The organism is Flagellimonas marinaquae (assembly GCF_023716465.1).
In the GTDB taxonomy this organism is placed as follows: domain Bacteria; phylum Bacteroidota; class Bacteroidia; order Flavobacteriales; family Flavobacteriaceae; genus Flagellimonas; species Flagellimonas alginolytica.
The window spans coordinates 2326346-2351613 of sequence record NZ_CP092415.1 but is presented as its reverse complement, the minus strand read 5'-3'; the positions used below and the strand labels follow the sequence as shown (position 1 = coordinate 2351613).

The 25268-nt window shown below is 41.9% G+C and carries 17 protein-coding genes and 1 riboswitch; of the genes, 7 read left to right on the top strand and 10 right to left on the bottom strand.

The window, feature by feature from the left end:
• Window positions 1-130: 130 nt before the first annotated feature.
• The 6 genes from thrA to MJO53_RS10505 all read right to left on the bottom strand — a co-directional run bounded on the left by thrA (window position 131) and on the right by MJO53_RS10505 (window position 12249).
• Window positions 131-3511 (bottom strand): bifunctional aspartate kinase/homoserine dehydrogenase I, encoded by a 3381-nt coding sequence (gene thrA, locus MJO53_RS10530; protein WP_252079050.1) that lies wholly within the window; start codon window positions 3509-3511, stop codon window positions 131-133.
• Between the two features lie 24 nt (window positions 3512-3535).
• Window positions 3536-4813, bottom strand: a complete 1278-nt coding sequence (locus MJO53_RS10525; RefSeq protein WP_252079049.1) for an O-acetylhomoserine aminocarboxypropyltransferase/cysteine synthase family protein — start codon at window positions 4811-4813, stop codon at window positions 3536-3538.
• Window positions 4814-4927: 114 nt separating this feature from the next.
• Window positions 4928-5035, bottom strand: a riboswitch (SAM riboswitch).
• A gap of 113 nt (window positions 5036-5148) precedes the next feature.
• On the bottom strand, window positions 5149-7083 hold the full coding sequence (locus MJO53_RS10520) for a CocE/NonD family hydrolase (protein WP_252079048.1): 1935 nt from the start codon (window positions 7081-7083) through the stop codon (window positions 5149-5151).
• Window positions 7084-7186: 103 nt separating this feature from the next.
• Window positions 7187-8440: a methionine adenosyltransferase gene (gene metK, locus MJO53_RS10515; protein ID WP_252079047.1), complete on the bottom strand. Its 1254-nt coding sequence runs from the start codon at window positions 8438-8440 to the stop codon at window positions 7187-7189.
• A 211-nt stretch (window positions 8441-8651) separates the two neighbouring features.
• Window positions 8652-11330, bottom strand: coding sequence for a carboxypeptidase-like regulatory domain-containing protein (locus MJO53_RS10510; protein WP_252079046.1), 2679 nt, complete (start codon window positions 11328-11330; stop codon window positions 8652-8654).
• A 16-nt stretch (window positions 11331-11346) separates the two neighbouring features.
• Complete coding sequence (locus tag MJO53_RS10505) at window positions 11347-12249, bottom strand: GLPGLI family protein (RefSeq protein WP_252079045.1); 903 nt, start codon at window positions 12247-12249, stop codon at window positions 11347-11349.
• A 189-nt stretch (window positions 12250-12438) separates the two neighbouring features.
• On the opposite strand from MJO53_RS10505, the gene MJO53_RS10500 reads away from it, so the two are divergent.
• Together MJO53_RS10500 and MJO53_RS10495 are read left to right on the top strand one after the other, a co-directional pair.
• The gene (locus MJO53_RS10500) at window positions 12439-13056 is read left to right on the top strand and encodes a deoxynucleoside kinase (protein ID WP_224835368.1); all 618 of its coding nucleotides are present in this window, start codon (window positions 12439-12441) and stop codon (window positions 13054-13056) included.
• Between the two features lie 232 nt (window positions 13057-13288).
• On the top strand, window positions 13289-14008 hold the full coding sequence (locus tag MJO53_RS10495; RefSeq protein WP_252079044.1) for an energy transducer TonB: 720 nt from the start codon (window positions 13289-13291) through the stop codon (window positions 14006-14008).
• Between the two features lie 181 nt (window positions 14009-14189).
• Here MJO53_RS10495 and MJO53_RS10490 read toward each other — a convergent pair whose 3' ends face one another.
• The 4 genes from MJO53_RS10490 to MJO53_RS10475 form a co-directional block, all read right to left on the bottom strand.
• The gene (locus MJO53_RS10490) at window positions 14190-16592 is read right to left on the bottom strand and encodes a sodium-translocating pyrophosphatase (RefSeq protein WP_252079043.1); all 2403 of its coding nucleotides are present in this window, start codon (window positions 16590-16592) and stop codon (window positions 14190-14192) included.
• A 116-nt stretch (window positions 16593-16708) separates the two neighbouring features.
• Entirely contained in the window at window positions 16709-17236 is a 528-nt protein-coding gene (locus MJO53_RS10485; protein ID WP_224835371.1) for an inorganic diphosphatase, read from the bottom strand.
• A gap of 76 nt (window positions 17237-17312) precedes the next feature.
• Window positions 17313-19808, bottom strand: a complete 2496-nt coding sequence (locus MJO53_RS10480; protein WP_252079042.1) for a DUF5686 family protein — start codon at window positions 19806-19808, stop codon at window positions 17313-17315.
• A 157-nt stretch (window positions 19809-19965) separates the two neighbouring features.
• A complete protein-coding gene (locus MJO53_RS10475) occupies window positions 19966-20946 on the bottom strand; it encodes a pyruvate dehydrogenase complex E1 component subunit beta (RefSeq protein ID WP_224835373.1) in 981 nt (326 codons plus the stop codon).
• Between the two features lie 167 nt (window positions 20947-21113).
• On the opposite strand from MJO53_RS10475, the gene MJO53_RS10470 reads away from it, so the two are divergent.
• The 5 genes from MJO53_RS10470 to MJO53_RS10450 all read left to right on the top strand — a co-directional run bounded on the left by MJO53_RS10470 (window position 21114) and on the right by MJO53_RS10450 (window position 25242).
• Window positions 21114-21860 carry an electron transfer flavoprotein subunit beta/FixA family protein gene (locus MJO53_RS10470; protein ID WP_252079041.1) on the top strand — a complete coding sequence of 249 codons (747 nt, stop codon included), beginning with the start codon at window positions 21114-21116 and terminating at the stop codon, window positions 21858-21860.
• A gap of 13 nt (window positions 21861-21873) precedes the next feature.
• A complete protein-coding gene (locus MJO53_RS10465) occupies window positions 21874-22842 on the top strand; it encodes an electron transfer flavoprotein subunit alpha/FixB family protein (protein WP_252079040.1) in 969 nt (322 codons plus the stop codon).
• A gap of 89 nt (window positions 22843-22931) precedes the next feature.
• A complete protein-coding gene (locus MJO53_RS10460; RefSeq protein WP_224835376.1) occupies window positions 22932-23561 on the top strand; it encodes a bifunctional nuclease family protein in 630 nt (209 codons plus the stop codon).
• 7 nt (window positions 23562-23568) lie between these two features.
• Window positions 23569-25029 (top strand): NupC/NupG family nucleoside CNT transporter, encoded by a 1461-nt coding sequence (locus tag MJO53_RS10455; RefSeq protein WP_252079039.1) that lies wholly within the window; start codon window positions 23569-23571, stop codon window positions 25027-25029.
• On the top strand, window positions 25030-25242 hold the full coding sequence (locus tag MJO53_RS10450; RefSeq protein ID WP_252081241.1) for a four helix bundle protein: 213 nt from the start codon (window positions 25030-25032) through the stop codon (window positions 25240-25242). It abuts the gene before it with no gap.
• Window positions 25243-25268: the final 26 nt, after the last annotated feature.

The window sequence follows — 25268 nt, the reverse complement described above, 5'->3', positions numbered from 1 at the left end:
TAAATTAAAAACTGGTAGTTGATCTTAGTCAAAACTACACCATCAAAACCCTAAACGAACAAACTATTGTGACTTCGACTACGCTCAGCCAACAGAGATTTTAAAGTACAGTAGTTGAGCGTATTCGAAGTTATATCTTTTCCGCTATTCTTAAAATATCACCAAATACACCTCTTGCCGTAACAGCAGCTCCTGCTCCCGCTCCTTGAATCACAAGTGGGTGCTCTCCGTAAGACTCCGTATAAATTTCAATGATCGAATCGGAGCCCTTTACCTGGCCCAATGCACTCTCTTTGGGCACAGAGACGAGTTTTACATCCAGGACTCCTTTGTCCTGTTGTAAATCTCCATGCAAATCCCCAACATATCGCAATACATGGCCTTGTTTCTGGTCCTTCTTTATCTTTTCAAAAACAGTGTCCATCTTTTCAATTTGTTCCATAAAATTCTTAAAAACCAAGACTTCAAGCTCTTTTGGAATTAAATTTTGCACTTCAATATCCGCGAACTCGTTCTGAAGGTCCAACTCTCTGGCCAAAATCAAAAGTTTTCTTCCTACATCGTTCCCGGACAGGTCTTCCCTAGGATCAGGTTCTGTAAACCCATTTTCCATAGCTTCCTTTACAATTTCGGAAAAAGTGACATCTTTCTCGGAAAATGTATTAAAAATATAACTCAACGACCCTGAAAACACCCCCTTAATCCGAGTAATATTCTCACCGGAAAGATGCAGTAGTTTAATTGTATCGATAAGTGGAAGCCCTGCACCCACATTGGTTTCGTACAGGTATTGTTTTTGATTTTGATCTAAACACTTTCGTATGGATTTATATTGATCAAAGCTCAAGGTATTTGCAATCTTGTTGGATGACACCAGATCAAAACCATGCTCGATCAAGGTTTCATATTTTTCCACAAATGTTTTGCTTGCGGTATTATCAACTGCAATCAAATTCTCTAAATGATGTTTTTTGGCAAAAGTGATTATATCTTCGGCAGAATAAGGCTGTCCCTCAGTTTCCAAACGCTCTTTCCAATCGGCACCAATACCCGAAGCATCCAATAGTACTTTTGTTGAATTGGACACTGCAAATATTTTTAAATCGATACTTTTTCTGTCCTCGATCGTATTTTTTGAATCCAAAATCTGATGGATCAATGTTCCCCCCACATTGCCATGACCGAACAAGGCCAAATTGATTTTCTTCGCAATACCGAAAATTTGCCCATGGATCACGTTTATGGCTTTGTGCAGATCGGTTTTCTTCATCACCATGCTCACATTTTTTCCTGTCACCGTGTTGTTGAACAGTAAGGGTGTGATTTGGTTTTTGACCAAGGCATTGAAGGGTTTATGAAAACTGCTCAAGTCCATACCCACAATAGAAATAACGGAAACATCCTTCACCACGGATATTTTATTGATATCCTGCGATGAATAGTCCGTCTCAAATTCCTGATCGAGTACTTTTTTTGCCTTATCCGCCTTGGAGACATCCACTACCAAACCAATACCTCTTTCCGATGATCCTTGGGAAACAATTCCAACGGAGATATCGTTTTGGCCAAGGGCCCTGAAAATACGCATATCCACACCTACTTTACCGAGCAACCCCCTACCCTCAAGATTGATAAGGGCCATATTATCCAACACGGAAAGGGACTTTATGCCACCACGACCAGTTTTTGGACCGATCAAGGTACCCTCGTTATCATCATTGAAAGTATTGCAGATACGCAATGGGATGTTTTTTTCGATCAAGGGGATAATCGTCTTTGCATGCAAAATGGTGGCACCAAAATTGGCGAGTTCATTGGCCTCACTGTAAGAAATCATATCGATTAACCTAGCATCTTTCACCAAATCGGGATTGGCGGTAAAAATACCATCAACATGGGTGTAATTGATCAACTCGCTTGCATCCAAAAAATTGGCCAACAGAGCTGCTGAATAATTTGTTCCATTTCTTCCCAAAGTAGTGGTTGCACCATTCTTATTGGAGGCTATAAACCCGGTTACCACGGGTACGGTGCCCGAATCCAGCTCATGGAAGTACCGTAGCACATTTTCTTTGGACAGCCCTTCATCTACCTCGGCATTGCTAAAACTATCGTCGGTTTTTATGAGTTGTCTGGAGTCGAGCAATGTAGCCTTTACCCCGTTTGCCTGCAAGGCAGCAGTAACATATTTTCCAGATATCAATTCACCGAAGGACAGTATTTCATCCTTGGTTTTTAGACTGTAATCACCTGTTAATGACACCCCGCTCAATATTTTTTCGATTGCGGACAGTTCTTCGGTTATGTCCACACCATCAAAATTATTTTTTTGGTATTCGGCAAACTTCTTCAAATCTTTTTGGAAGTCTTCCCCATTGACCGCTTTTTCCAATAGGTTCTCCAATTGGTCCGTTGCCTTACCGCGCGCAGAAACTACTACTGCAAAATGTTCTTGCTCATCATATCTTTTACCGATAATATTCAAAACACGTTCAATTCCTTCGCCGTTTGCCAAAGATTTTCCACCAAATTTTAAAATTTTGATGCGTTCTGTACTCTTCTGAAATACGGTGGACAACAATTTCTCCAATTGTTCAAACTCCATCAAAAAGGCATCGTGCCCATGTACGGATTGTACTTCGCCATAAGTAACATTGGTATTGGCCTGTGCCAATCGCTTAAATGTTTCCTTATTTTCTTCGGCAGTAAAGAACAAATCGGAGTTTACCCCGATTATATGAATCTTGGTATCGCTTTCCTGCAAGGCGTTAAATGCTTCCTCTCCATCTCTGGTTATATCGATGGATTTGAGCAATTGGTTCATTAATTTATAGGCAGAAAGCTGAAAACGCTCTTGTAACTTTTTGCCGTGATGCATCAACCAAGATTCTACATTAAATATTTGAAGCTCTTCGTTGGTACTTCTTTTAAACCTTTCTTTAAATGATTCCGGGGTACGGTAGCACAACATCGCATGCATACGTGCATCGTGCACCGGTTGTTTGGAGTTGACCAAAAATTGCTCCTGAATCTGACAATTGGCAATCAACCAATCCGTGGATTTCCAATCGGAGGCCACAGGGATCAAATGCTCGGTTATCTTTGGGTCAATAGCAGTCATTTCCCATGCAATTCCTCCTCCCAACGAGCCTCCGATTATGGCAAACAATTTTTCGATTTCCAAGGCCCGAAGTCCCCATAAAAATATTCTAGCAATATCCCCGGCAACAAAGTCCTTATAGTTTTCAATAATAAAACCATCAAAACCATTTCCCGGTATGTTAAATGACAGAATGGTGTACTTTTTTGTATCGATACATTTTCCATCCCCGATCAAATCGGACCACCAGCCATCTTCTCCGGCAACGTTCGAATTACCTGTCAAGGCATGGTTCACAAGAATGATCGGTGCCGAATGCAATGGCTTTCCGAACAACTGATACGACAGTTCAATTTCTTGTGTATGACCGGATAAGGTCGTGTATTCCTTTATCTCTATTTTATGCAACATGCGTGCTTGCCAATTTCAAAATGTTTAACCAATAGCTGCAAAACCAGCTTCCAAATCGTTTTTTAAATCTTCAATGTCTTCCAGACCTACAGAAAGTCTGATCAAATCTTGAGTAACGCCCGCGCTTACCTGCTGTTCTTCATCCAATTGTTGGTGCGTTGTACTTGCCGGGTGAATTATAAGCGACTTTGTATCACCAATATTAGCAAGCAAAGAGAATACTTTGGTCGCATCGGTTAGTTTTTTTGCCGCTTCGAACCCTCCTTTTACTCCAAATGTTACAATTCCGCTTTGTCCTTTTGGCAAATATTCCTGTGCCAAATCGTAATACTTGTTTCCCTTAAGTCCTGGATAGTTTACCCATGCTACTTCTTCCCTGCTTTGTAGCCACTCCGCCAACTCCAGTGCATTTGCACTGTGCTGCTTAATGCGAACCGGCAAAGTTTCCAATCCTTGTAAAATTTGAAAAGCATTGAAAGGGCTCAAAGCTCCACCAAAATCTCGTAATCCTTCTAAAATTAACTTAAAAGTGAAAGCCGCCGCGCCCAAAGTTTCGTGATATACCAAGCCGTGATACCCTGCAGATGGCTCTGTAAATTCCGGAAATTTACCATTGCTCCAATCAAAAGTGCCGGCATCAATGATAGCTCCTCCAAGCGATGTTCCTTGGCCTCCAATATATTTAGTCAAGGAATGTATCACCAAATTGGCGCCGTGCTCAATAGGATTTAAAAGTCCGGGCGTAGCTACCGTGTTATCCACAATAAATGGTACTCCTGCCGCTTTGGCCTCCTTAGAAATTCCTTTTAAATCCAACACATCCAATTTAGGATTGCCCAAAGATTCCACAAAGATTGCCCGTGTATTCTCTTGAACCGCATCCGCAAAATTTGAAGGGTCCGAAGCATCTACAAAAGTGGTAGTGATACCCAATCTTGGCAGGGTAACATTCAATAAATTATAGGTGCCCCCGTACAAACTGCTGGATGCCACAATATGGTCGCCCGCTTTTAGCAGGGTCAACAGTCCCGTAGAAATCGCTGCAGTACCGGATGCAAAGACAACAGCACCTACCCCTCCCTCCGCAGCGGCCAATCTATCTTGCAGTACCTGGTTGGTTGGATTATTCAGTCTTGTATAAATAAAACCCAATTCCGACAATGAAAATAGATTCGCGGCATGGTCCGTGTCGTTAAAGACATAGGATGTTGACTGATAAATAGGCACTGCCCTTGTTCCTGCGGTCTGTGTGGTATCGTGACCTGCGTGTAATACGTTTGTTGCAAATTTTTGATCACTCATGACTTTTGTTTTTTTTAAATTTTTAAAACGAAAAATTAAAAAGTCAAACGCTTAGCCCTTGGGCGTAAGAAAATCAAAAAGTTATAAGAAAATGAAATCGAAAATGGTCGATTGTCGTTATCTATACCCAATAGGGATAGAATGTAGCACCTTCTCGACACTGGGGGCCAAGGGTTGCTAAGGCTTCAAAGGGTCTATTCCCTCCACCTTTCTTGATAACTAATCAATACTTGTTTGAACTTCGAACGACAAATATACTCATGGAAAATTTGATTTTCCTAATCTTTTGGAAAAAATTAATCCTTCACATGTGTTGTCCGAAGCTCCAAGTCATTTTACTTCAATACCGTAAACTCGATATTGGAGTCGGTAAATACAGTATGGGTCTGCGTTTTAAAATCGGATTCGTCTGCCTTAAAAATATTGTCCACATAGGTCTGCGGGTTCAAATCGATAAGCGGGAACCACGTGCTCTGTACCTGAATTTGCAATTTGTGCCCTTTTTTAATCGTGTGGAACACATCTTGAAGCTTGATATCCACATCTGTTTTTTGATTTGGGGTAAATGGTTCGGGGTCTGAAAAGCTATTTCTAAATCGACCACGAAGCACCTCGCTCCTTACCATTAAATGGTAATTGCTCATTTTAAGATGGTCTTGCATTTCTTCATTTGTCTCGGTATCCGCTGGGTGTACATCGATAACCTTTACGATCCAATCTGCTGCTGTACCGGTGGTGGCCACCTTTAATTTTGCCAAAATATCCCCGGCCAAGGTAAGGTCTTCTTCCATCACTTCGGTCTCGAACACCAGAACATCGGAACGACGGGCAGCAAAACGTTGGTCATCGGTCATGTATTTTCTTGGCGTGAAGACTGTTTTTACGTCCTCGGAATAAGGCACGGGTTTCTTTACATTGCTCACGAAGTCTATGCCGGTTACATTTTTAGCTTCGGATGTAAGCTCTTCGTCTTCGGATAGGTACATGGTCTGTTTTTCCACATTTTGTGGTGGCCAAGTATCGTACGTTTTCCATTCTTTTCTTCCGGTATCGAACACATAAGCCTCTGGCAGACCAGAATTTTTATCTCCTTCACCTTTTAGAAAATGATTAAAGAATTTTGTTTCGATGTTTTTTTGGAAGAACAAGGATATGGAATCACCAAAGTAGTAATTGCCCACGGTATTCCGCTCTTTTGTTCTTGCCCAAGCACCGTGGTCCCATGGTCCGAACACCATAGTATTGTAATTGTCCGTATTGTATTTTTCTATGTTCTTATACGTTTCCAATGGTCCGTAGAGGTCTTCCGCATCAAACCAACCACCAACGATCATCGTGGCCACACTGCTCTTAACATTTTTCAAATGTTGGATGAGCCCCTTGCTCTGCCACATTTCATCATAATTGGGGTGTTCCTTTAACTCGTTCCAAAAGAAATCATCGGTAACACCTTCGGGGCGCATGGTCGGGGTATCTGCAGTCTCGTATTCAAAAAAGTAATCCAAGTTTTTAAGTGGCCCTGCATCCAAAAAGAATTGGTACTGGTCTTCTGTCGGCAATTTGGGAAGTGTGTACCAAGCTGTGTCGATTGGTGCGTCACCATTGGGCCTTGGCGTTCCAAACAAAGAGGTCGCCCTAAAATAGCTCAACAAATACGCTCCGTTGTGGTGGAAATCATCGAAAAAGAAATCCCCGATACAGGCTTGTGGAGAAGCCGCTTTTAGGGCTGGATGGGCATCCACAGTTGCATATGTAGCATAATACCCAGGATAAGATATACCCCAAATTCCCACGTTGCCATTGTTATTTTCCACATTGTTAACCAACCACTCAATGGTATCGTAGGTATCGGAACTTTCGTCCACTTGATCGTTGGATGTTTTGTTGGGAATGTAGGCCCTCATATTTTCGTAATGGCCTTCACTGAGCCATCTTCCGCGCACATCTTGATAAACAATGATGTTTCCTTCACGCATTAAATGTTCGTTAGGACCGATTTTGGTCTTAAAGTTACCTTCTCCATAAGGTCTTGAGCTGTAAGGAGTCCGTTGCATAATAATCGGGTACTCCTTAGAGGTATCCTTGGGAGCATATATGGTAGTATGCAATTTTACCCCATCCCGCATTTCTATATCTACCTCTTTTTTGGTGTAGTTATCGGCGACGTAGGTATCTACTGTCTTGACCTCCGTTTTAGTGGTTTTTTTGCAACCAACAGCAGACAATAGCATAAAAACACTTAGGAACACAATTCTAAACGAACTTCTCATACATTCTAATTTTGATATGCTAAATCTACTAAAGTTCGCAAGAGTATGCCAATAAAAAAAAGGAGCTCCATTAAAGCTCCTTTTTTTATTTGATTCCCATGGCTTACAAACCAAAGGTTTTTTTCACCTTGTCCACCATATCCAATTTTTCCCAAGTAAAGAGTTCTACCTCTTTTTCTATTCTTCCATTATATGGAGACTCAAAAACCTTGGTCATGGTCGTGGGCTCTTTACCCATGTGACCGTAGGCCGCTGTTTCCAAATAAATTGGATTACGGAGTTTTAGACGTTCTTCTATGGCAAAGGGGCGCATATCGAAAAGTTGGGATGCTTTTTGGGCAATCTCACCATCATTTAAAGCAACGTTCGATGTTCCGTAGGTTTCCACAAAAATAGACGTTGGTTCCACTACTCCTATGGCATAACTTACCTGTACCAAAATTTCGTTCGCCACCCCAGCGGCAACAAGGTTTTTTGCCATGTGCCGTGCAGCATAGGCTGCACTGCGATCCACCTTGCTAGGGTCTTTTCCACTAAAGGCACCTCCGCCATGGGCACCTTTTCCGCCATAAGTATCCACAATAATTTTCCTTCCAGTTAGCCCTGCATCCCCGTGAGGACCCCCGATCACGAATTTTCCGGTCGGATTTATATGGTATTTGATACTGTCCGTAAAAAGTTTTTGTATGTTTTCCGGCAACAGTTTTTTAACTGCGGGAATCAATATTTTGATTACATCTTCTTTGATTTTGGCCAACATGGCTTCGTCCGTGTCAAACTCATCATGTTGGGTGGAAACCACAATAGTATCTATACGCTGGGGCACATTATCATCAGAATATTCAATGGTCACCTGGGCCTTGGCATCGGGCCTTAGGTAAGAGATCTGTGTTCCCTCCCTTCTTAAATCGGCCAACACTTCCAAAATCTTATGGGATATATCCAAAGCCAATGGCATGTAATTGTCGGTCTCGGTCGTGGCGTACCCAAACATCATTCCTTGATCACCGGCGCCTTGTTCTTCTTTAGTGCCCCGGTCCACTCCTTGATTTATATCTTGGGATTGTTCGTGGATCAATGAGATTACCCCACAGGAATCCCCACTGAACTTGTACTCGCCTTTCGTATAACCAATGTTATTGATAACCTCCCTGGCTATACTTTGCAGATCCACATAAGTATGGCTTTTTACCTCGCCGGCCAAAACCACTTGACCTGTAGTGACCATAGTTTCGCAAGCCACTTTGCTCTCGGGATCAAAGGCAAGAAAATTATCCAATAGGGCATCACTTATTTGATCGGCTATCTTATCCGGGTGTCCTTCGCTTACCGATTCGGACGTAAATAAATATGACATTGTTTTCCTTTAACGGAAAGATTCAATTGAATAACCAAAGGAGTTTTTTCTCGGTAGAGACCACTGAACACACGTCCAGTAAACTGCTTTAGCATTTTTCATCCCTGATAGTTCGGGACAAGAGGTTGCAATCAGTCAAATCTTTCCTCGTTTTGAAGGGCAAAAGTACGGTGAAACCCAAAACCATCAAAATTTTGAACACAAAAACAAATCATAATTCATACTTCACCTTTAGAACAACATAACGTGGCTGGACCATATAGTTTGATGTTCTAAAATACAGGTCATCATAGGAGTTTTGGTCCAAAGAAGCATTGTTGGTAAGATTGGTGGCCTCAATACTATATTCCCATTTACTATCGGATTTTTGATAGGATAGACTTGCATCGAGAAAGCCATATCTATTGTCTATGGTACCTTCTTTGTCCGTATATATGTAATGGTCGTAATCCACCAAAAAGAGAAAGTTCTTCAAGAAGGTCGCATCGAACTTAACGAACGGTCTGTTGGTATAATAGGTAGTACTCGTATTTCCGTTATCGTAATCGTTTATGGTATATCCGATACCAAGCTCTAAATTGGGTGCATTGGTAAAGCTGCTGCCAACAGAGGCTGAATAGCTCTGAGTTAGGGATTTTGAATTTTGAGGGGCATTATTAACTATATTGAATGTATTTGAAAGTGAAAGGGAAGCGTTGGTCTTTACCTTAATTCGGCCAAATGTCCTCTGAAAACTACCTGAACCACTGAAGGTTTCATCGTCTAAATTGGAATTGATGGTGGTACGCACCTGATTGATTCCCTCGATACTTGTATTGACCTTAAAGGCATCGATACGCTTACTATAGTTGAACCTGGCAAATATATTTTGAAGGTTGAACATACTAAAACTGAAAAAATTGAGCGATAGATTATGGTACAGCGCACTTTCCAGATCACGGTTACCTTGATACACCGAGTTGTAATTATTAAATATGTAGCCAGCGGCCAAATTGTTGATATCCGTAAAATTCCGGGTAATATTGTAGTTGAACCTAATGCTCTCGGATTGTTTAATCTGAAAATTAATGAACAGGTCGGGCACTATATTGGTAAGTTCGTTCTTCACTTTTGAACCCAACTGGGTATTGGCCGCCACATAATTGTGTACATGGAAACCTGGATTGAACGTAAACTTGCCCATGATCCATTTATAATGAAACCCTAGATACATATCGGAAAAGTTGAATTGCACATTGTTATTGAGTTCATCATCATTAAAAGTAATCTCACTGCCTTCATCCAACACCTGAAAAATAGAAGAGTTGAACCTCTGACTGGATTGTGTGGTCCCCAAGGTTAAATTGATGTTGCTCTTTGCCCCTGTTACCCAAAAATAATCGAGTTTTGCATCCAACCTATTGGTTTGGGTATACTGTTTTTGGTTAATGTTATAATTGGATTGATCGGAATCCAAGGGAATCAATCCTCCAAAAGGCTGTTCCGATCGTATAGCGTTATAAAACGGGTCTTCATCGGAATACTCATATTGCCCCTCAAAAGCGAATATATGTTTTGGGTTTAAGGTGTAATATAGATTGGTGTTCTGTGTAACCGTGGTCGGTTTTTGTGCATTGTTCTGCCCAATTTCGTCCGTTACATCGGAAACGGACAAGGTATTGGTGTATTGTTCCTCTTCCGATAACCTTGTTTGGACCTGGTAGTCCCATTGCAGCCTTTCGTTCGGACTGTAAGACGATTTAAATTGCAGGAGTCCCAATTTTGATGCTTGATCGGTATTGGTATCCGTAAGCTCCGTTTCACCACTGGAGATGTACGTATTGGTCGCGGTGGTCTGCATCAGGGTGTTGTTGTAGGAGTATATTCCATAACCGCTCAACCTCCATGATTCGGATGGTTTATAGCTAAAATTTATAGCTCCGAACTTGGTTTCCAACGATTTTGCCCTATTGTTCTGGGCCGTACTGATTCCTTGGCTACTGGAGCTTGTACTAAATGATGTTCCTACGGTTCCTCGGGTGGCACTGCGAAACCCTCCCGTAAAATTCCAATAATCGCGAGAAGAGAAGGCCACTTCGCCAATATTATTAAGGTCGGTAAGGATATTGACACTAAAGTCCGATGAGTAATAAAATAGCTTTGGATGGGCAATATATCTTTCATCCAAGCCAAAACCTCCAGTAACTTCACCAAACCAAAATTTCTTTTTGCCTTCCTTTAATTTTATATTAAGTGCAACGTTATCTTGATTATTGGTAACTCCACCCAGTTGGGAAACTTCTGAATAATTGCGCAGCACTTCAATTTTACTCAGCGCATTGGCAGGAATATTCTTCGATGCCAATTTAGAGTCACCATCGAAAAATTCTTCGCCTTCGACCATAACTTTGGTCACGGTCTTGCCCTCTACCTGTATCTCTCCCTCGTCACTGACCTCTATCCCAGGTAACTTTTCCAGTACATCGGCCAGTTTTCGTTCCGTTCCGGATACAAAGGAATCCGTATTATAGACAATGGTATCGCCCTGGATGGAGATAGGGATCTCATAAACAACCTCCACCTCATCCAAACTTTCCGCCTGTTCGTACAACACCACATCCAGGACCATATCCGATTCCTTTGTTTGCAATGGAATTTCGGCAGGTTTAAAACCAAGGTAGCTTACTTTTAAAATATAGCTGGCATTTGTTTTTAGGTTTAGTTTGTACTCCCCTTTATCATTGGTTATGCCAAAAGCATCCAATGCCTGGTTTTCTTGATTTATCGCAACTACATTTGCAACATCCAAAGGATTTTTAAGAGAATCTGACACGATTCCCGTTACCGTTACCTTTTGCGCCATGGCAGATGTTACAAAAAGTAACACAAGTGCCTGAAAAATTCTATTCATCGACTATCCAATAAAATTATGGTCTGCCTCCGGGACCTCCGCCCCTTCGTCCGTTATTCCGAAACCTTTCCGACATTTCCTTCATCTTCTCTACCAAAATTTTGTTGTATTCGGCCTGGGTCACCTCTTTGCCCCTTTTAGGTTGGACTATTTCAATTTCCTTGTCGGGGCTGAGGACTATCTTGGAACACAGTATGGCCGTACGTCCATCATTCACCTCCAAGATCAATCCCGGTAGTCCCCAGTAGGGGCCTGGGCCTTGACCCACGGGTATTTCCGGTGTAAACCATGCGGTAATAATTTGTTCCTTGGGAGATTCAATACGGGCCAACAATGAATTCCCTTGAACCGAATCCTTTTGCTCTTGTTCTCCTGCTTTATCCCCATTATCCCTTCGTGGCGGCCGCATCATGTTCCTAAGATTTTCCATGGATGTTGTATCTATCGTTTTTACCGCTGTGGCTTTGTAACATGTATAATTGCCTATTTTTTTGGTTTCCGAAGTGAGCTGCCAATTTAGTTGAGGCAAACTGTCCTTTATCAAAAACTTTTTACCAAATGTCTCTACCGAGTTAGTATAGACCTGCCCTTGAATATTCTTATAGTATGTGCCGCCGGTCGTCGAGAACATACCAAATCGCGGGCCACCTCTACCTTGATCAACGGATGGGGTTTCCAGTTTTTCTTCTTCTATATAAAGGGAGGTAGAACGATCAAAAGTCAACTCGTAAGATTTCTCCATGGCTTTCTTCATCCGTTCCAAAATTTCTTGCTTGCGGTCCTCTGGCATGTCCGGTGGACCAAAATCACCTTGAATGGAGGTTTTACTTTGATAAATTGCTGTGCCGATAAAATTCTGGGAATGTCCATGATATATGGCCAGGGTCAGAATAAAAGAAAATAAAAACGATTTTTTCATGCGATTAGGTTCAAAATTGTGAATTTGACTCCAATTTCGAAGAAAGGTTTAACCAACGCTAACCAAAAACCATAGTTTAGTATTTATTTAAGAAAAAGTGCGTACATCCAAAAATTTTCAAAGACGCCTATTAACTTTGTATATTGCGCTCCAAGTGGCACAAAGTACATCATCAATAAACACTGACATATGCATATTGCTGTAGCTGGGAATATAGGCGCAGGGAAAACCACCCTGACCAATCTTTTATCCAAACATTATAAATGGGAAGCTCATTTTGAAGATGTGGTGGACAATCCCTACCTCGATGATTTTTACAATCAGATGGAGCGTTGGAGCTTTAATTTGCAGATATATTTCCTTAACAGTCGATATCGCCAAATCCTTAAAATTAGGGAGAGCGGCAAAAATGTAATACAGGATAGGACCATTTATGAAGATGCCCATATTTTTGCCCCTAACTTGCACGCCATGGGCCTTATGACCAATCGTGATTTTGAAAACTATAAAGGTTTATTCGAACTCATGGAAACATTGGTACAGCCACCGGACCTAATGATCTATTTGCGAAGCTCCATCCCCAATTTGGTGAACCAAATCCATAAACGTGGGCGCGATTACGAAAACTCAATTTCGATTGATTACCTAAGTCGATTGAATGAGCGCTATGAGGCCTGGGTGAACACTTACAAAAAGGGCAAATTGCTCATTTTTGATGTGGACCATTTGGATTTTGTGGACAATCCCGAAGACTTGGGCGAAGTTATCAATCGTATAGATGGCGAAATCCACGGGTTGTTCGAGTAGCATTCATTTTATTTGGTTTTTGGGGATTCTTAACGACCTAGCATTTAGATAAGTTTCCCCCATGCCACATATTCAATTAATTAATTCTCACCTTATAAGGTCATTTCCCTCAACCAAATGCCCTTCTTGCTCATTGTTGGTTTATATCGACCCAAGTTTAAAGTAGTTTAAGCTCGGGATTGTCCCATAGCTATTAACTACACCTTTTTAAAAGGTTTAAAACTTGAAAATTATGGAACCGAAAAAGAACCCTCAAATGGAGGTAAAGCGAAACAGCATGCTCTACTTTTTTGTAGGAATGACCTTGATACTCTTTATGACCTATTTGGCCTTGGAATGGAAAACGTACCACAAAAACAATGTTTGGGAAATTGGTCAACTCACAGTTCAGGAAAGTCTGGACGAGGATGCGACCATCCTTAAAATAAAACTACCGGACCCACCTCAACCAAAAATACAGACTCCTCCAAAAATTGTGGTTGCCGAGGATAATGATAAGGTAGAGGAAACCTTTATAGAATCGAACGATATAGATCAGGATACCAAAATAGCAGAAGTTGAAAGCATTGAAGTTGCCGAAGACGACATCCCGGACGAAATTCCTTTTATCCTTATTGAGAATGCCCCGATATTCCCCGGTTGTGAAAACGAAAAGGATGAAGCGGAAAAAAGGCTATGCTTTCAAGAACAGATGTTAAAGCATATCCGAAAAAACTTCCGGTACCCTGAAATTGCACAAGAATTAGGTCTCGAAGGTCGGGTTAGCGTTGTATTCACCGTTCAAAAGGATGGAAGCATAGGAGACATTAGGCTCAGGGGGCCACATGAGAGTTTGGAGAAAGAGGCTGCCAGAATTATATCTAAATTACCCGCCTTGACACCTGGAAAACAAAGAGGGACACCGGTAAAAGTTCCTTATTCCATTCCGATTACCTTTAAGTTGAACAAATAGAAACATTTATTTATATCCATGAGATCTCCAAGGCTCCCTATCAACGGATCTAAAATGACAAATGGTTGGAAGTATCATTTTTAAAATGAGGACTTAAAAACTGATCGAGATTTCTTTATCCCATAAAAAATAAAAAACCACGCCATGGGGCGTGGTTTTTCAGCTTTACTTAAAGCAAGAGCTAATCCTTTGCCTCGGCACTCTTATAGGCTTGTATCTTTCTTTCCAATTCTTCTTTGGTCGCTGCCATAAATTCTTTGGTTTCTACAGTTTCTTCACCATTTACAGAAGATGTGGAGGTGACAACGGCCTTAAAAGTACCGTCTTCTGTGTTGCTCACCTCTATACGAATTTGTTTTTCCTCCTCTTTGGTTTCTTTCATTCCCTCTTCGGTAATGGTAATTGTTGTGCCATCTTCTTTCAACATACTCACCTCATCTGCAGGGGCAAGACTTACCAGACTTGGCGCAATTACCAATGCCACTACCGACATTAACTTTAACAATATGTTCAATGACGGTCCAGAGGTATCCTTGAACGGGTCCCCTACCGTATCTCCGACCACCGCTGCCTTATGGGCATCACTACCTTTACGACCTTCGCTCTCGATGGTCTTCTTGGCGTTGTCCCATGCACCTCCGGCATTGGATTGGAAAATTGCCATAAGTACACCGGCCGTGGTTACACCGGCCAATAAACCTCCCAACATTTCCGCGCCACCAATAAATCCGATGGCAACGGGTACGGCTATCGCCAACAATCCTGGGAACACCATTTCTTTAATGGAAGCTTGTGTGGATATGGCCACACATTTTTCATATTCGGCTTTCCCGTCCGCTGCTTCAAAAATTTCCATATCTTCCTTGCTTGCTTTTGATAAATCCGCATCGTGCTTGCGCATAATCTCCAATGCTGCTTTCAATTCCGGAATATCCTTAAACTGTCGGCGCACTTCTTCTATCATGGACATTGCCGCTCTACCTACGGCATTCATGGAGAGTGCGGAGAATACAAACGGAAGCATGCCTCCGATCAACAAACCTGCCATAATATCGGGTTGAGAAACGTCTATTGATTCTACGCCTGCAGTTTTCATAAAGGCGGCAAAAAGTGCCAAGGCGGTCAAAGCCGCAGAGGCAATGGCAAAACCTTTACCAATGGCTGCTGTGGTGTTACCTACGGCATCTAATTTATCTGTTCTTTCTCGCACCTCGCTCGGCAGTTCTGCCATTTCCGCAATACCTCCGGCATTATCGGAGATTGGTCCATAAGCATCTACAGCTAGTTGAATACCCGTATTGGCCAACATACCGACCGCTGCAATGGCAATTCCGTACAGTCCTGCAAAATAATGGGAAACCAAAATCGCTGCCGCGATCAAGATAATCGGTATTGCGGTGGACATCATTCCCACTCCAAGCCCGGCTATAATATTTGTGGCCGAACCTGTATCGGACTGACGCACGATAGAGTTTACAGGCTTTGTACCCGTTCCTGTGTAATATTCGGTTACTTTTCCAACCAACAATCCCGCTACAAGTCCAGCAATTGTGGCCCAGAAAACACCCATGGCCGAGTATTCTTTCCCTCCTTCTACCCAAGATTCCGGCAGCATGGCATTAATAATGAAATAGGACGCTATCAGCATCAAACCTGCTGAACCAAACTCGCCAACGTTTAATGCTGTTTGTGGGTTTCCACCATCTTTGACCCTTACAAAAAAGGTTCCGATTATAGACATGATAATACCCACGGCTGCTAACGCCAATGGTAAATACACTGCTCCAAGTCCATCAAAAGCATTTTGAAACTCAGGGATACCGGCAAAAACCGCACCTAATACCATTGTACCTATTATGGAACCCACATAAGATTCAAACAAATCGGCTCCCATACCGGCAACATCGCCTACATTATCACCTACATTATCTGCAATGGTGGCAGGGTTCAATGGGTGGTCCTCGGGAATACCCGCTTCTACTTTACCTACCAAATCAGCTCCTACGTCGGCAGCTTTTGTGTAAATACCTCCACCAACACGGGCAAAAAGTGCAATGGAAGATGCTCCCAAGGAGAAACCGGAAAGTACATTGAGCACTTCTCCTATTTCCCAGCCTTGACCGCTGTACATCATAAATAATCCACTTAAACCGAGAACACCGAGGCCTACAACACCCAACCCCATTACGGCCCCTCCTGCAAATGCCACTTCCAGGGCCTTGCCCAGCGAGGTTCTTGCCGCATTGGTAGTTCTAACATTTGCCTTTGTAGCCACCTTCATACCGATAAAACCAGCAAGGGCAGAACAAATGGCCCCTACTATAAAGGATACTGCGACCATTCCATTTGAGCCTGTCTCATTACTTCCTTTAAAGAACAGCAAAACAGCTACTGCGATAACGAAGATGCTCAATATTTTATATTCCGCTTTTAAGAAGGACATTGCTCCATCGGCAATATTTTTGGCTATTCTTGCCATTTTGGCATCCCCCACCTCTTGTTTGGAGATCCATACGTTTTTAATAAAGACGTACAAAAGGCCCAGAATACCGAATACGGGCAAAAATTTCACGATTAAATCCATAGATTGAGTTATTTAGTGATTTTTAATGGAAGCTAATGTAATGAAATACGAAGTAATAAAAAAAATGCGCCTTTAATTATTAAAAGCGCATTTTTTAAAAGTTTTTGTTATGTATTCTATATAGTATAGGCCCGTCTCTTTTTATGATCACTTTCTTCATAGCGCTGCACGCACTCATGATAGATTTTGACCGCTTCGTTGACATCTCCCCAACCCCCGGTATCTACTTTTTTCTCTTCCAAATCTTTATATACCTGGAAAAAGTGCTCGATTTCTTTTAATCTGTGAGGGTTCAATTCACTGATATCGTCTCTTTTGCTCCAAATTGGGTCGGATACTGGAACACAAATTATTTTTTCATCGGGACCTTTTTCATCGGTCATGTGGAATACACCTACCGGCTTAACTTCTACCACTACCATGGGGTAGGTGGGTTCGGTACAAAGTACCAATACATCCAAAGGGTCTCCATCCAGGGCCAAGGTTTCGGGAATAAATCCGTAATCACCGGGATACATCATCGAAGAAAATAAGGTTCGGTCAAACCGAATCTTGTTCAAGGTAAAGTCGTATTCGTACTTGTTTCTGCTACCTTTGGGAATTTCTACCAGTACATCAAAGGTAATACGTGGTTTTTTAGACATGTCAGCAATAAATTTATTGTGCAAAAATAACCAGTATAACTGGAATAGTGGGCATAAATTGGCGGTTTCGTATTAATTAAAAATTAAATCCGAAGGTTCCTGTTATCCCAAACGCTCTGGCATCTGGATTTTCGAGATAGTTTCCACGAAAATTAAAGTCGATCCGCAATATTTTGAAAATGTTGCCCACACCGAGTGAGTATTCCCAATAGATTTGATCTTCGGGGGCCATAAGCGGAATATTTGTAGGGGCGCTCAGAGCTATATTTTCATCGGACAACTGACCCCACGCTCCTCGAACGCCAATAATTTCCCTTAGATTCAGTTTTCGCAACAACGGAATCCGCGAAAAAATCCGACCATTAAAATTATGTTCCAAATGTACGGTGGCATAGGTATCCGTAACAAACTCATAAAAATCCAGATTGGGAAAAACATTGTATAAAGAAAACAATGTTTGGTTGCCCGGAACCACACTCAGCAAACCTAATGGCACCATTCCAAATGTTTTTCCAAGTTCCACACTACTCGTCAACCTACCAAATCCTCCCAATTGCCATGGTTGTCTATAGGAGAATTGAATTTTTTCATAATCAAAATCACTTTCCAAAAAGCCATCCACACCTTTGGTGTACTGCAATATAAATGTGCTGTAGTCATCATTAATATTGGAGCGTTCAACGCCGTAACCAATGGTGCGCTTGCCCGGAGTATAGATCAGTGTGGTGTTCAGATCGAACTGTTTTATTTCCGACGCAATACCTGAAGGGGAACCTGCATCCACGTAGTCCAAACTAAAGGCATCGGGCAATGCGGAGCTTAAGGTACGGAACGACCCTCCCACATTTATCCTAAAATTTTTGACCGGTTCCATTTCCACGTTCAGCGTTGAAAGGTTAATATTGGTCAAACGATCGTTGGAGCCAACAGTCACCAAAGAAGAAGATGCAATGCTCCTTCCCATCACATCGTTGGTACTGGTAAGGCTCAATCCCAATTGTTCTATATCGCGTCGATTTCCTCCCGATATGATCAATCTATTTTTACGATCGAGCAAAAATTTACCCGAGAATCCATGTTTTACCTTTTTATCATTAAAACCATAGGCCATATAGCCCTCCAATCGCCATAGATCGTTCTGACCAAAATATGTCCTGGCTCCTGCGCGCAAACGGATTCCTTCCGCATCGTTATAACCAAATGTGGAATATATATCTCCGATGTCGAGGTTCCACTTATCTATTTCGACATATCCAGAACCTAAAATACTTACAATGTCGTAATAGGTACGGAACTTTGGAACGGTCTTTAAAGTATCCAGTAACTTAAAAATGCCCGATTCATCCTCGTTCAAACTTTCCAAACGGGCGTTTTTCCAAAAGATACTGTCCTGAGAGAAAACCCTTGGATCGTAAGGGTCGGCAACTGCTTTGTAAAATTCCTCAGGTCTAGGATTATTAAACGTGTAATTATCAAAAACGGTGGTACGCTTTCCGTACACACCTCTGGATTCCTCTTTTTTGGAGAAACTAAAATCACTTAGCATATAGTCACGCTTCAACAAAAAGACAGAATCATTGACCACATCGAACTCCTGCTCAATATAAATTTCCTTTACCCAGTTAATATTGGCACTTTTGGTGACCTGCATATTAATCTTTTTTATGGCGAAGGTGGTGTCGTTTACCCAAAAGTCCCCTTTAAATGTAAGCTCGTTCTTTCTTCTTGGATAATAAATTATGTTGTAGCACCATTTGTTGTCGATATAGGTACTGTCCGAAAGCACGTAATTATACACATCTATCCCAGTTTTGGATAAAGGACTTGTAAAGCTTTTATCGAAAAATTTAAGGTAATTATCGTAGATGTCGTAGTCGGAATAAAGATCTTCCACAAATGCTGTAATAGCCTGGTTCCCACTAAATCCTGAATTTTTGTTTCCAAGTACATCTTCCTTTTCCCTTTCCATCGCATTATCTCCATAAACCTTGGAAAAACTTTCGTTCAGGAACATGGGCAAATAGGTTTTGCCCGTAATTCGAGAAGTATCCAAATCCTCGAACATAAATTCCAATCCTTTAAAAAGTTTGCTTTTGATCAAAGCACTATCGATGGTATTAAGATCAAACTCGATTTTTTCGTATTTATCGTATTGATATTGTTCAAATTTACGGACGCCATTTTCGCGCTTTTTGGACCAAATTTTTCGCAAAATATCGATGGCAGGATTATTTTTTTTGGATTGCTTCCCTGTATAAATAACCACTTCCTGAAGTTGCTCCGCCGATTCCCTTAAAACGATTTCCATACCATAACTCACCTTTTGCCCCAAGGGAATCTCTACGGTCTCGTAACCGATAAACGATACTTTTATAGCCTCGTGCGTTTCATCGGATTCCAAATAAAAACGACCATTATCGTTGGTAATGGTTCCTTCTGATGAATCCACAAAAATTATGTTTGCAAAGGCAATGGGCATCCCTTCTTCATCGGTTACCACACCTTCAATTTTGGACTGTGCGGATGCACCAAAACAAAAAAGAAGTAAAAAATAGGAAAAGTATCTTTTCATAGGTAGATATAAGGGCCATATGGAAACCAATTACGAGCGATTCCCATAATTAATAAGGTCAAATTTGGTTTAAAGTAATTTCTAATCAAAAAATGTTCCCTAAAAAATAACCCCATCAACAATGTTGACGGGGCTAATATACTTTACAATTTTAACTCTAAAGCTTGTATAACACTTTCTTAACAGCCTTTATCACATCTTCGTGATTTGGCAACCATTCTGCCAAAAGCACTGGTGAGTATGGCGCAGGGGTGTCAGCTGTGTTCAATTTTACGATCGGGGCATCTAAATAATCGAATGCCTTGTCCTGAACGTGATAGATAATCTCGGTTGCTACGTTCCCGAATGGCCATGCCTCTTCCAAAATTACCATTCTATTGGTTTTCTTAACAGAGGTCAAGATGGTCTCGTGGTCCATGGGACGCACGGTTCTCAAATCGATTATCTCACAAGAAATACCTTCTTTTTCCAACTCATCGGCAGCCTTGTATGCTTCTTTAATGATTTTTCCAAAGGAAACAATGGTTACATCGGTACCTTCCCTTTTAATGTCGGCAACCCCCAAAGGTATGGTATACTCACCTTCTGGGACTTCGCCTTTATCCCCATACATTTGTTCCGATTCCATAAAAATCACAGGGTCGTCATCTCGAATGGCAGATTTCAACAGTCCCTTGGCGTCCGCCGGATTCGAAGGAACAACAACTTTTAGCCCAGGAGTGTTGGCGTACCAGCTTTCGAAAGCCTGGGAGTGTGTCGCGGCCAACTGTCCTGCAGAGGCGGTAGGCCCTCTAAATACGATAGGGCAATTAAACTGACCACCTGACATCTGACGAATCTTGGCAGCGTTGTTTATAATTTGATCAATTCCTACCAATGAGAAATTGAACGTCATAAATTCAATGATAGGTCTGTTTCCGTTCATAGCAGAACCCACGCCGATACCGGCAAATCCCAACTCGGAAATCGGTGTATCGATCACACGCTCCGGCCCAAACTCGTCCAACATGCCCTTGGAAGCCTTGTAAGCCCCATTATATTCGGCTACCTCCTCGCCCATTAGGTAAATGGTATCATCTCTTCGCATTTCTTCGGACATAGCCTCGGCTACTGCCTCCCTAAACTGTAATGTTTTCATTAAATCGTACTAAATATTTATAGTCTGCTTAAAAACGCAAGCAAAAATAGGAAAAACTACCCGAAATTTGCTTGACCAAAATCCAAAAAAAGAACAAAATTTATTATGCATGCATAATAAACTTCCAATTTTATAATTATATTTGAACACATAAACCTAAAGTATATATGAAGATTTTAGTTTGCATAAGCAACGTGCCGGATACCACTTCCAAAATCAATTTTACGGAAGGCGATACCAAGTTTGATACAAACGGGGTTCAATTTGTTATTAATCCTAATGATGAGTTTGGATTGACCCGAGCCATGTGGTTCAAGGAAAAACAAGGTGCCACCGTACATGTGGTGAATGTAGGTGAAGCTCAAACCGAGCCTACCATTCGTAAGGCCTTGGCCATTGGCGCCGATGAGGCGATTAGAATAAATGCAGAACCAACAGACGGCTTTTTTGTGGCCCAACAGTTGGCCGAAGTGGTTAAAAATGGTTCGTACGACCTTGTTATTGCCGGTAGAGAATCTATCGACTACAACGGTGGTATGGTACCTGGTATCCTCGCCACACTATTGGACATGAACTTCGTTAACACGTGTATAGGCCTAGAAATTGACGGAAACAATGCCACAGCAGTTCGCGAAATCGATGGTGGTAAAGAAAAAATAAGCACCAGTCTTCCGTTGGTCATCGCAGGGCAAAAAGGTTTGGTAGAGGAAAGTGACCTTCGCATTCCCAATATGAGAGGTATTATGATGGCCCGTAAAAAAACTTTGAACGTAGTAGAACCTATTGATGCCGCACAGCACACACAAGATCAAAAGTTTGAAAAACCAGCAGCCAAGGGACCTGTAAAATTGGTAGATGCCGAAAATATCGGCGAATTGGTCGAGCTACTGCACAACGAAGCAAAAGTTATCTAAACAAGAAAAAATTATGTCAGTACTAGTATATACAGAATCCCTAAAGGGAAAATTCAAAAAAAATGCCTTTGAAGTGGCCTCTTACGCACATAAAGTGGCCCAAGATCTAGGCACAACAGTTACTGCTGTATCCTTTAATGCCGAAGAAGATGCATCTTTGGGCAATTATGGAGTTTCCAAAGTTTTAAAAATTTCCGATGAAAGCCTGTCCACATTTAATGCCAAGGCATACGCAGAAGTTTTGGCACAAGCGGCCAAAGCAGAAGATGCCAAGGTAATTATATTGAGCTCCAGTGCAGATACTAAATTTTTAGCACCGATCCTTACCGCTAAACTAAGTGCAGGGTACGTTCCCAATGTCGTAGCCGCTCCTGAGAGCACATCACCTTTTGTAGTAAAACGAACGGCATTCAGTAATAAAGGATTTGCCATGACCGAGATTTCGGCAGAAACCAAGATTATTGGCGTATCCAGCAATGCCTTCGGAATTGTGGAAAACAACGTTCCGGTCTCGGTGGAAGAATTCTCCGCCAATTTGGGAGATGGGAGCTTTAATGTAAAATCTGTGGAAGTGGACAGAGTGGTCGGCAAAGCAACAATTGCCGATGCCGATATCGTAGTTTCCGGTGGACGTGGCCTAAAAGGACCAGAAAACTGGGGCATGGTAGAAGAACTAGCGGATGTTTTGGGCGCGGCAACAGCATGCTCCAAGCCGGTTTCGGATATGGGATGGCGCCCGCACAGTGAGCACGTAGGCCAAACAGGAAAGCCAGTTGCAAGCAACCTCTACATCGCGATCGGTATTTCCGGGGCCATACAACATTTGGCAGGAATCAACGCTTCCAAAGTAAAAGTGGTAATCAATAATGACCCTGAAGCGCCTTTCTTTAAGGCTGCGGATTACGGAGTCGTGGGCGATGCCTTCGAGGTAGTGCCCCAGCTGATAGAAAAATTAAAAGAATTTAAAGCCCAAAACGCTTAAATTTTGTTAATTTGCCCATTGCAAGGGGCTGTTCAGATAACTGGCATTGCCACTTATTTGAACGGCCCTTTTGCTTTAGGAGGAGATATATGAGTTTAGTACGATTAAAAATAAAGGGGATTTCCTATAGCCAAACACAAAATGGCGCATACGCCCTTATTTTGAATGAAGAGGATGGAGACAGAAAACTTCCCATCGTTATAGGTGCTTTTGAAGCGCAGTCCATTGCCATTGCATTGGAAAAAGAAATAAAACCACCACGCCCCTTGACACACGATCTGTTCAAGAATTTTGCCGACAGATTTAAGATCGTGGTAAAACAAGTGATCATACATAAATTGGTAGATGGTGTTTTTTATTCCAGCCTAATTTGCGAAAGGGATGAAGAAGAGGAAATTATAGATGCTCGAACCAGTGATGCCATTGCATTGGCACTTAGGTTCAATGCTCCGATATTTACCTACAAAACCATATTGGACAAGGCAGGCATTTTCCTAAAATTTTCATCCAAGGAAAAGGACGAAGATGAGAATGATAGTATTATGGTAGATGAAATACTCCAAGAAGGTGAAGCTGTCGAAATAGAATCAGGCTCCGACACCCACGGATACCGAGAAATGTCCCTCCAGGAACTTCATCAAGAATTGGAAAAAGCAGTGGCCAGTGAAGACTACGAGAAAGCGGCCAAATTAAGGGATGAAATTTCCAAGCGCAAATAAAACTTACATGGCGAAAAGGACCCAAAGTTTACTCATACTTTTACTCGTTTGTTCGGTCGCTTTCGGCCAAAGTTCCATCCCCGCAGATTCACTAAATATTGCGATTGGATCAACCATTACGGAAAATATCGCTCAAGAACAAGCTTCTGATATAATCCCTAACCAGGGTTTTTCACTTTCCACCCTACTACGTGGAGCCTTGGGCATGGCAGTACTGATCTTAATATCTTTTTTGTTCAGTTCGAACAGAAAAGCTATCAATTGGAAAACCGTGGGCATTGGACTTTCACTACAAGTACTGATCGCCATCGGTGTGCTTAAAGTACCATTTGTACAATATATTTTTGAAAAAGTGGGCGGTGTTTTTGTGAGCATTTTAGAATTTACAAGGGCAGGTAGCCAATTTTTATTTGAAGGTCTTGTTGTGGATATGGATACTTTCGGGTACATCTTTGCATTCCAAGTATTGCCGACCATTATTTTCTTTTCGGCACTCACATCGGTGCTATACTATTTAGGGGTTATCCAGGTTGTTGTTAAGTGGATGGCATGGTTGCTTTCCAAATCTCTTGGCATATCCGGAGCGGAGAGCCTTTCTGTGGCCGGCAACATTTTTTTGGGCCAAACAGAAGCTCCTTTGTTGATCAAAGCCTATTTGGAAAAAATGAACAAGTCCGAAATCCTGTTGGTTATGATCGGTGGTATGGCGACGGTAGCTGGTGCTGTATTGGCGGCATACATCGGCTTTTTGGGAGGCGATGATCCCGAACTACGTTTGGTTTTTGCAAAACACCTATTGGCGGCATCGGTAATGGCCGCCCCGGGAGCAATTGTTATTTCAAAAATATTGTACCCACAAACAGAGGAAGTCAACACCGATGTTAAGGTATCGGCAAAAAAAATAGGGGCCAATTTTTTGGATGCCATTGCCAACGGAACCACAGAAGGATTAAAATTGGCCTTGAACGTTGGTGCCATGTTATTGGTTTTTGTTGCCTTTATTGCCATGATCAATGGTATTTTGGGATGGATCGGTGACTTGACCACCCTGAACCATTGGATATCTACGAACTCTCCCTACGAAAATTTCTCCCTCGAAGCTATCCTTGGAACCATTTTTGCCCCGCTCATGTGGTTAATTGGTGTCGCCAATGAGGACATAATGCTCATGGGACAATTGCTAGGGATAAAATTGGCCGCAAGCGAGTTTGTCGGCTATATTCAATTGGCAGACCTTAAAAATGTAGCCAGCGGCGTTCACTTTACCTATAACAAATCGGTGATCATGGCTACCTACATGCTCTGTGGTTTCGCCAATTTTGCCTCCATCGGTATTCAAATTGGAGGTATCGGGTCTTTGGCACCGGGCCAACGCAAGGTACTCTCCTCATTTGGCATGAAGGCTGTTTTGGGAGGTTCACTAGCTTCCTTGTTATCTGCCACCATTGCTGGGATGATTTTAGGGTAAATTGCTGAAGGATGTGCAAAATATTCACAGAAAGATTTTGTTCGCTTTCTACAAGTCAGTTTAGGCTCTGTATACGAACTGGAATCACATATTATTCTATGCGAAGATTTAAATTTTATTTCTTCAAATTCAGCAAAGCTCATCATTAAAAACATTCAAAAACTACAACAGGGAATTGCATCCTTGATAAAATACAACCGGGCAAACCATTAACCCTTCAACCAAACATCCTTTATCTT

Bases quoted from the DNA above. Each gene is read 5' to 3' on its own strand.
- MJO53_RS10510 (WP_252079046.1), bottom strand. From the start codon at position 11,330: ATGAATAGAATTTTTCAGGCACTTGTGTTACTTTTTGTAACATCTGCC.
- MJO53_RS10500 (WP_224835368.1), top strand. From the start codon at position 12,439: ATGCATATTGCTGTAGCTGGGAATATAGGCGCAGGGAAAACCACCCTG.
- MJO53_RS10490 (WP_252079043.1), bottom strand. From the start codon at position 16,592: ATGGATTTAATCGTGAAATTTTTGCCCGTATTCGGTATTCTGGGCCTT.
- thrA (WP_252079050.1), bottom strand. From the start codon at position 3,511: ATGTTGCATAAAATAGAGATAAAGGAATACACGACCTTATCCGGTCAT.
- MJO53_RS10495 (WP_252079044.1), top strand. From the start codon at position 13,289: ATGGAACCGAAAAAGAACCCTCAAATGGAGGTAAAGCGAAACAGCATG.
- MJO53_RS10485 (WP_224835371.1), bottom strand. From the start codon at position 17,236: ATGTCTAAAAAACCACGTATTACCTTTGATGTACTGGTAGAAATTCCC.
- MJO53_RS10480 (WP_252079042.1), bottom strand. From the start codon at position 19,808: ATGAAAAGATACTTTTCCTATTTTTTACTTCTTTTTTGTTTTGGTGCA.
- metK (WP_252079047.1), bottom strand. From the start codon at position 8,440: ATGTCATATTTATTTACGTCCGAATCGGTAAGCGAAGGACACCCGGAT.
- MJO53_RS10465 (WP_252079040.1), top strand. From the start codon at position 21,874: ATGTCAGTACTAGTATATACAGAATCCCTAAAGGGAAAATTCAAAAAA.
- MJO53_RS10520 (WP_252079048.1), bottom strand. From the start codon at position 7,083: ATGAGAAGTTCGTTTAGAATTGTGTTCCTAAGTGTTTTTATGCTATTG.
- MJO53_RS10470 (WP_252079041.1), top strand. From the start codon at position 21,114: ATGAAGATTTTAGTTTGCATAAGCAACGTGCCGGATACCACTTCCAAA.
- MJO53_RS10460 (WP_224835376.1), top strand. From the start codon at position 22,932: ATGAGTTTAGTACGATTAAAAATAAAGGGGATTTCCTATAGCCAAACA.
- MJO53_RS10525 (WP_252079049.1), bottom strand. From the start codon at position 4,813: ATGAGTGATCAAAAATTTGCAACAAACGTATTACACGCAGGTCACGAT.
- MJO53_RS10505 (WP_252079045.1), bottom strand. From the start codon at position 12,249: ATGAAAAAATCGTTTTTATTTTCTTTTATTCTGACCCTGGCCATATAT.
- MJO53_RS10475 (WP_224835373.1), bottom strand. From the start codon at position 20,946: ATGAAAACATTACAGTTTAGGGAGGCAGTAGCCGAGGCTATGTCCGAA.
- MJO53_RS10455 (WP_252079039.1), top strand. From the start codon at position 23,569: ATGGCGAAAAGGACCCAAAGTTTACTCATACTTTTACTCGTTTGTTCG.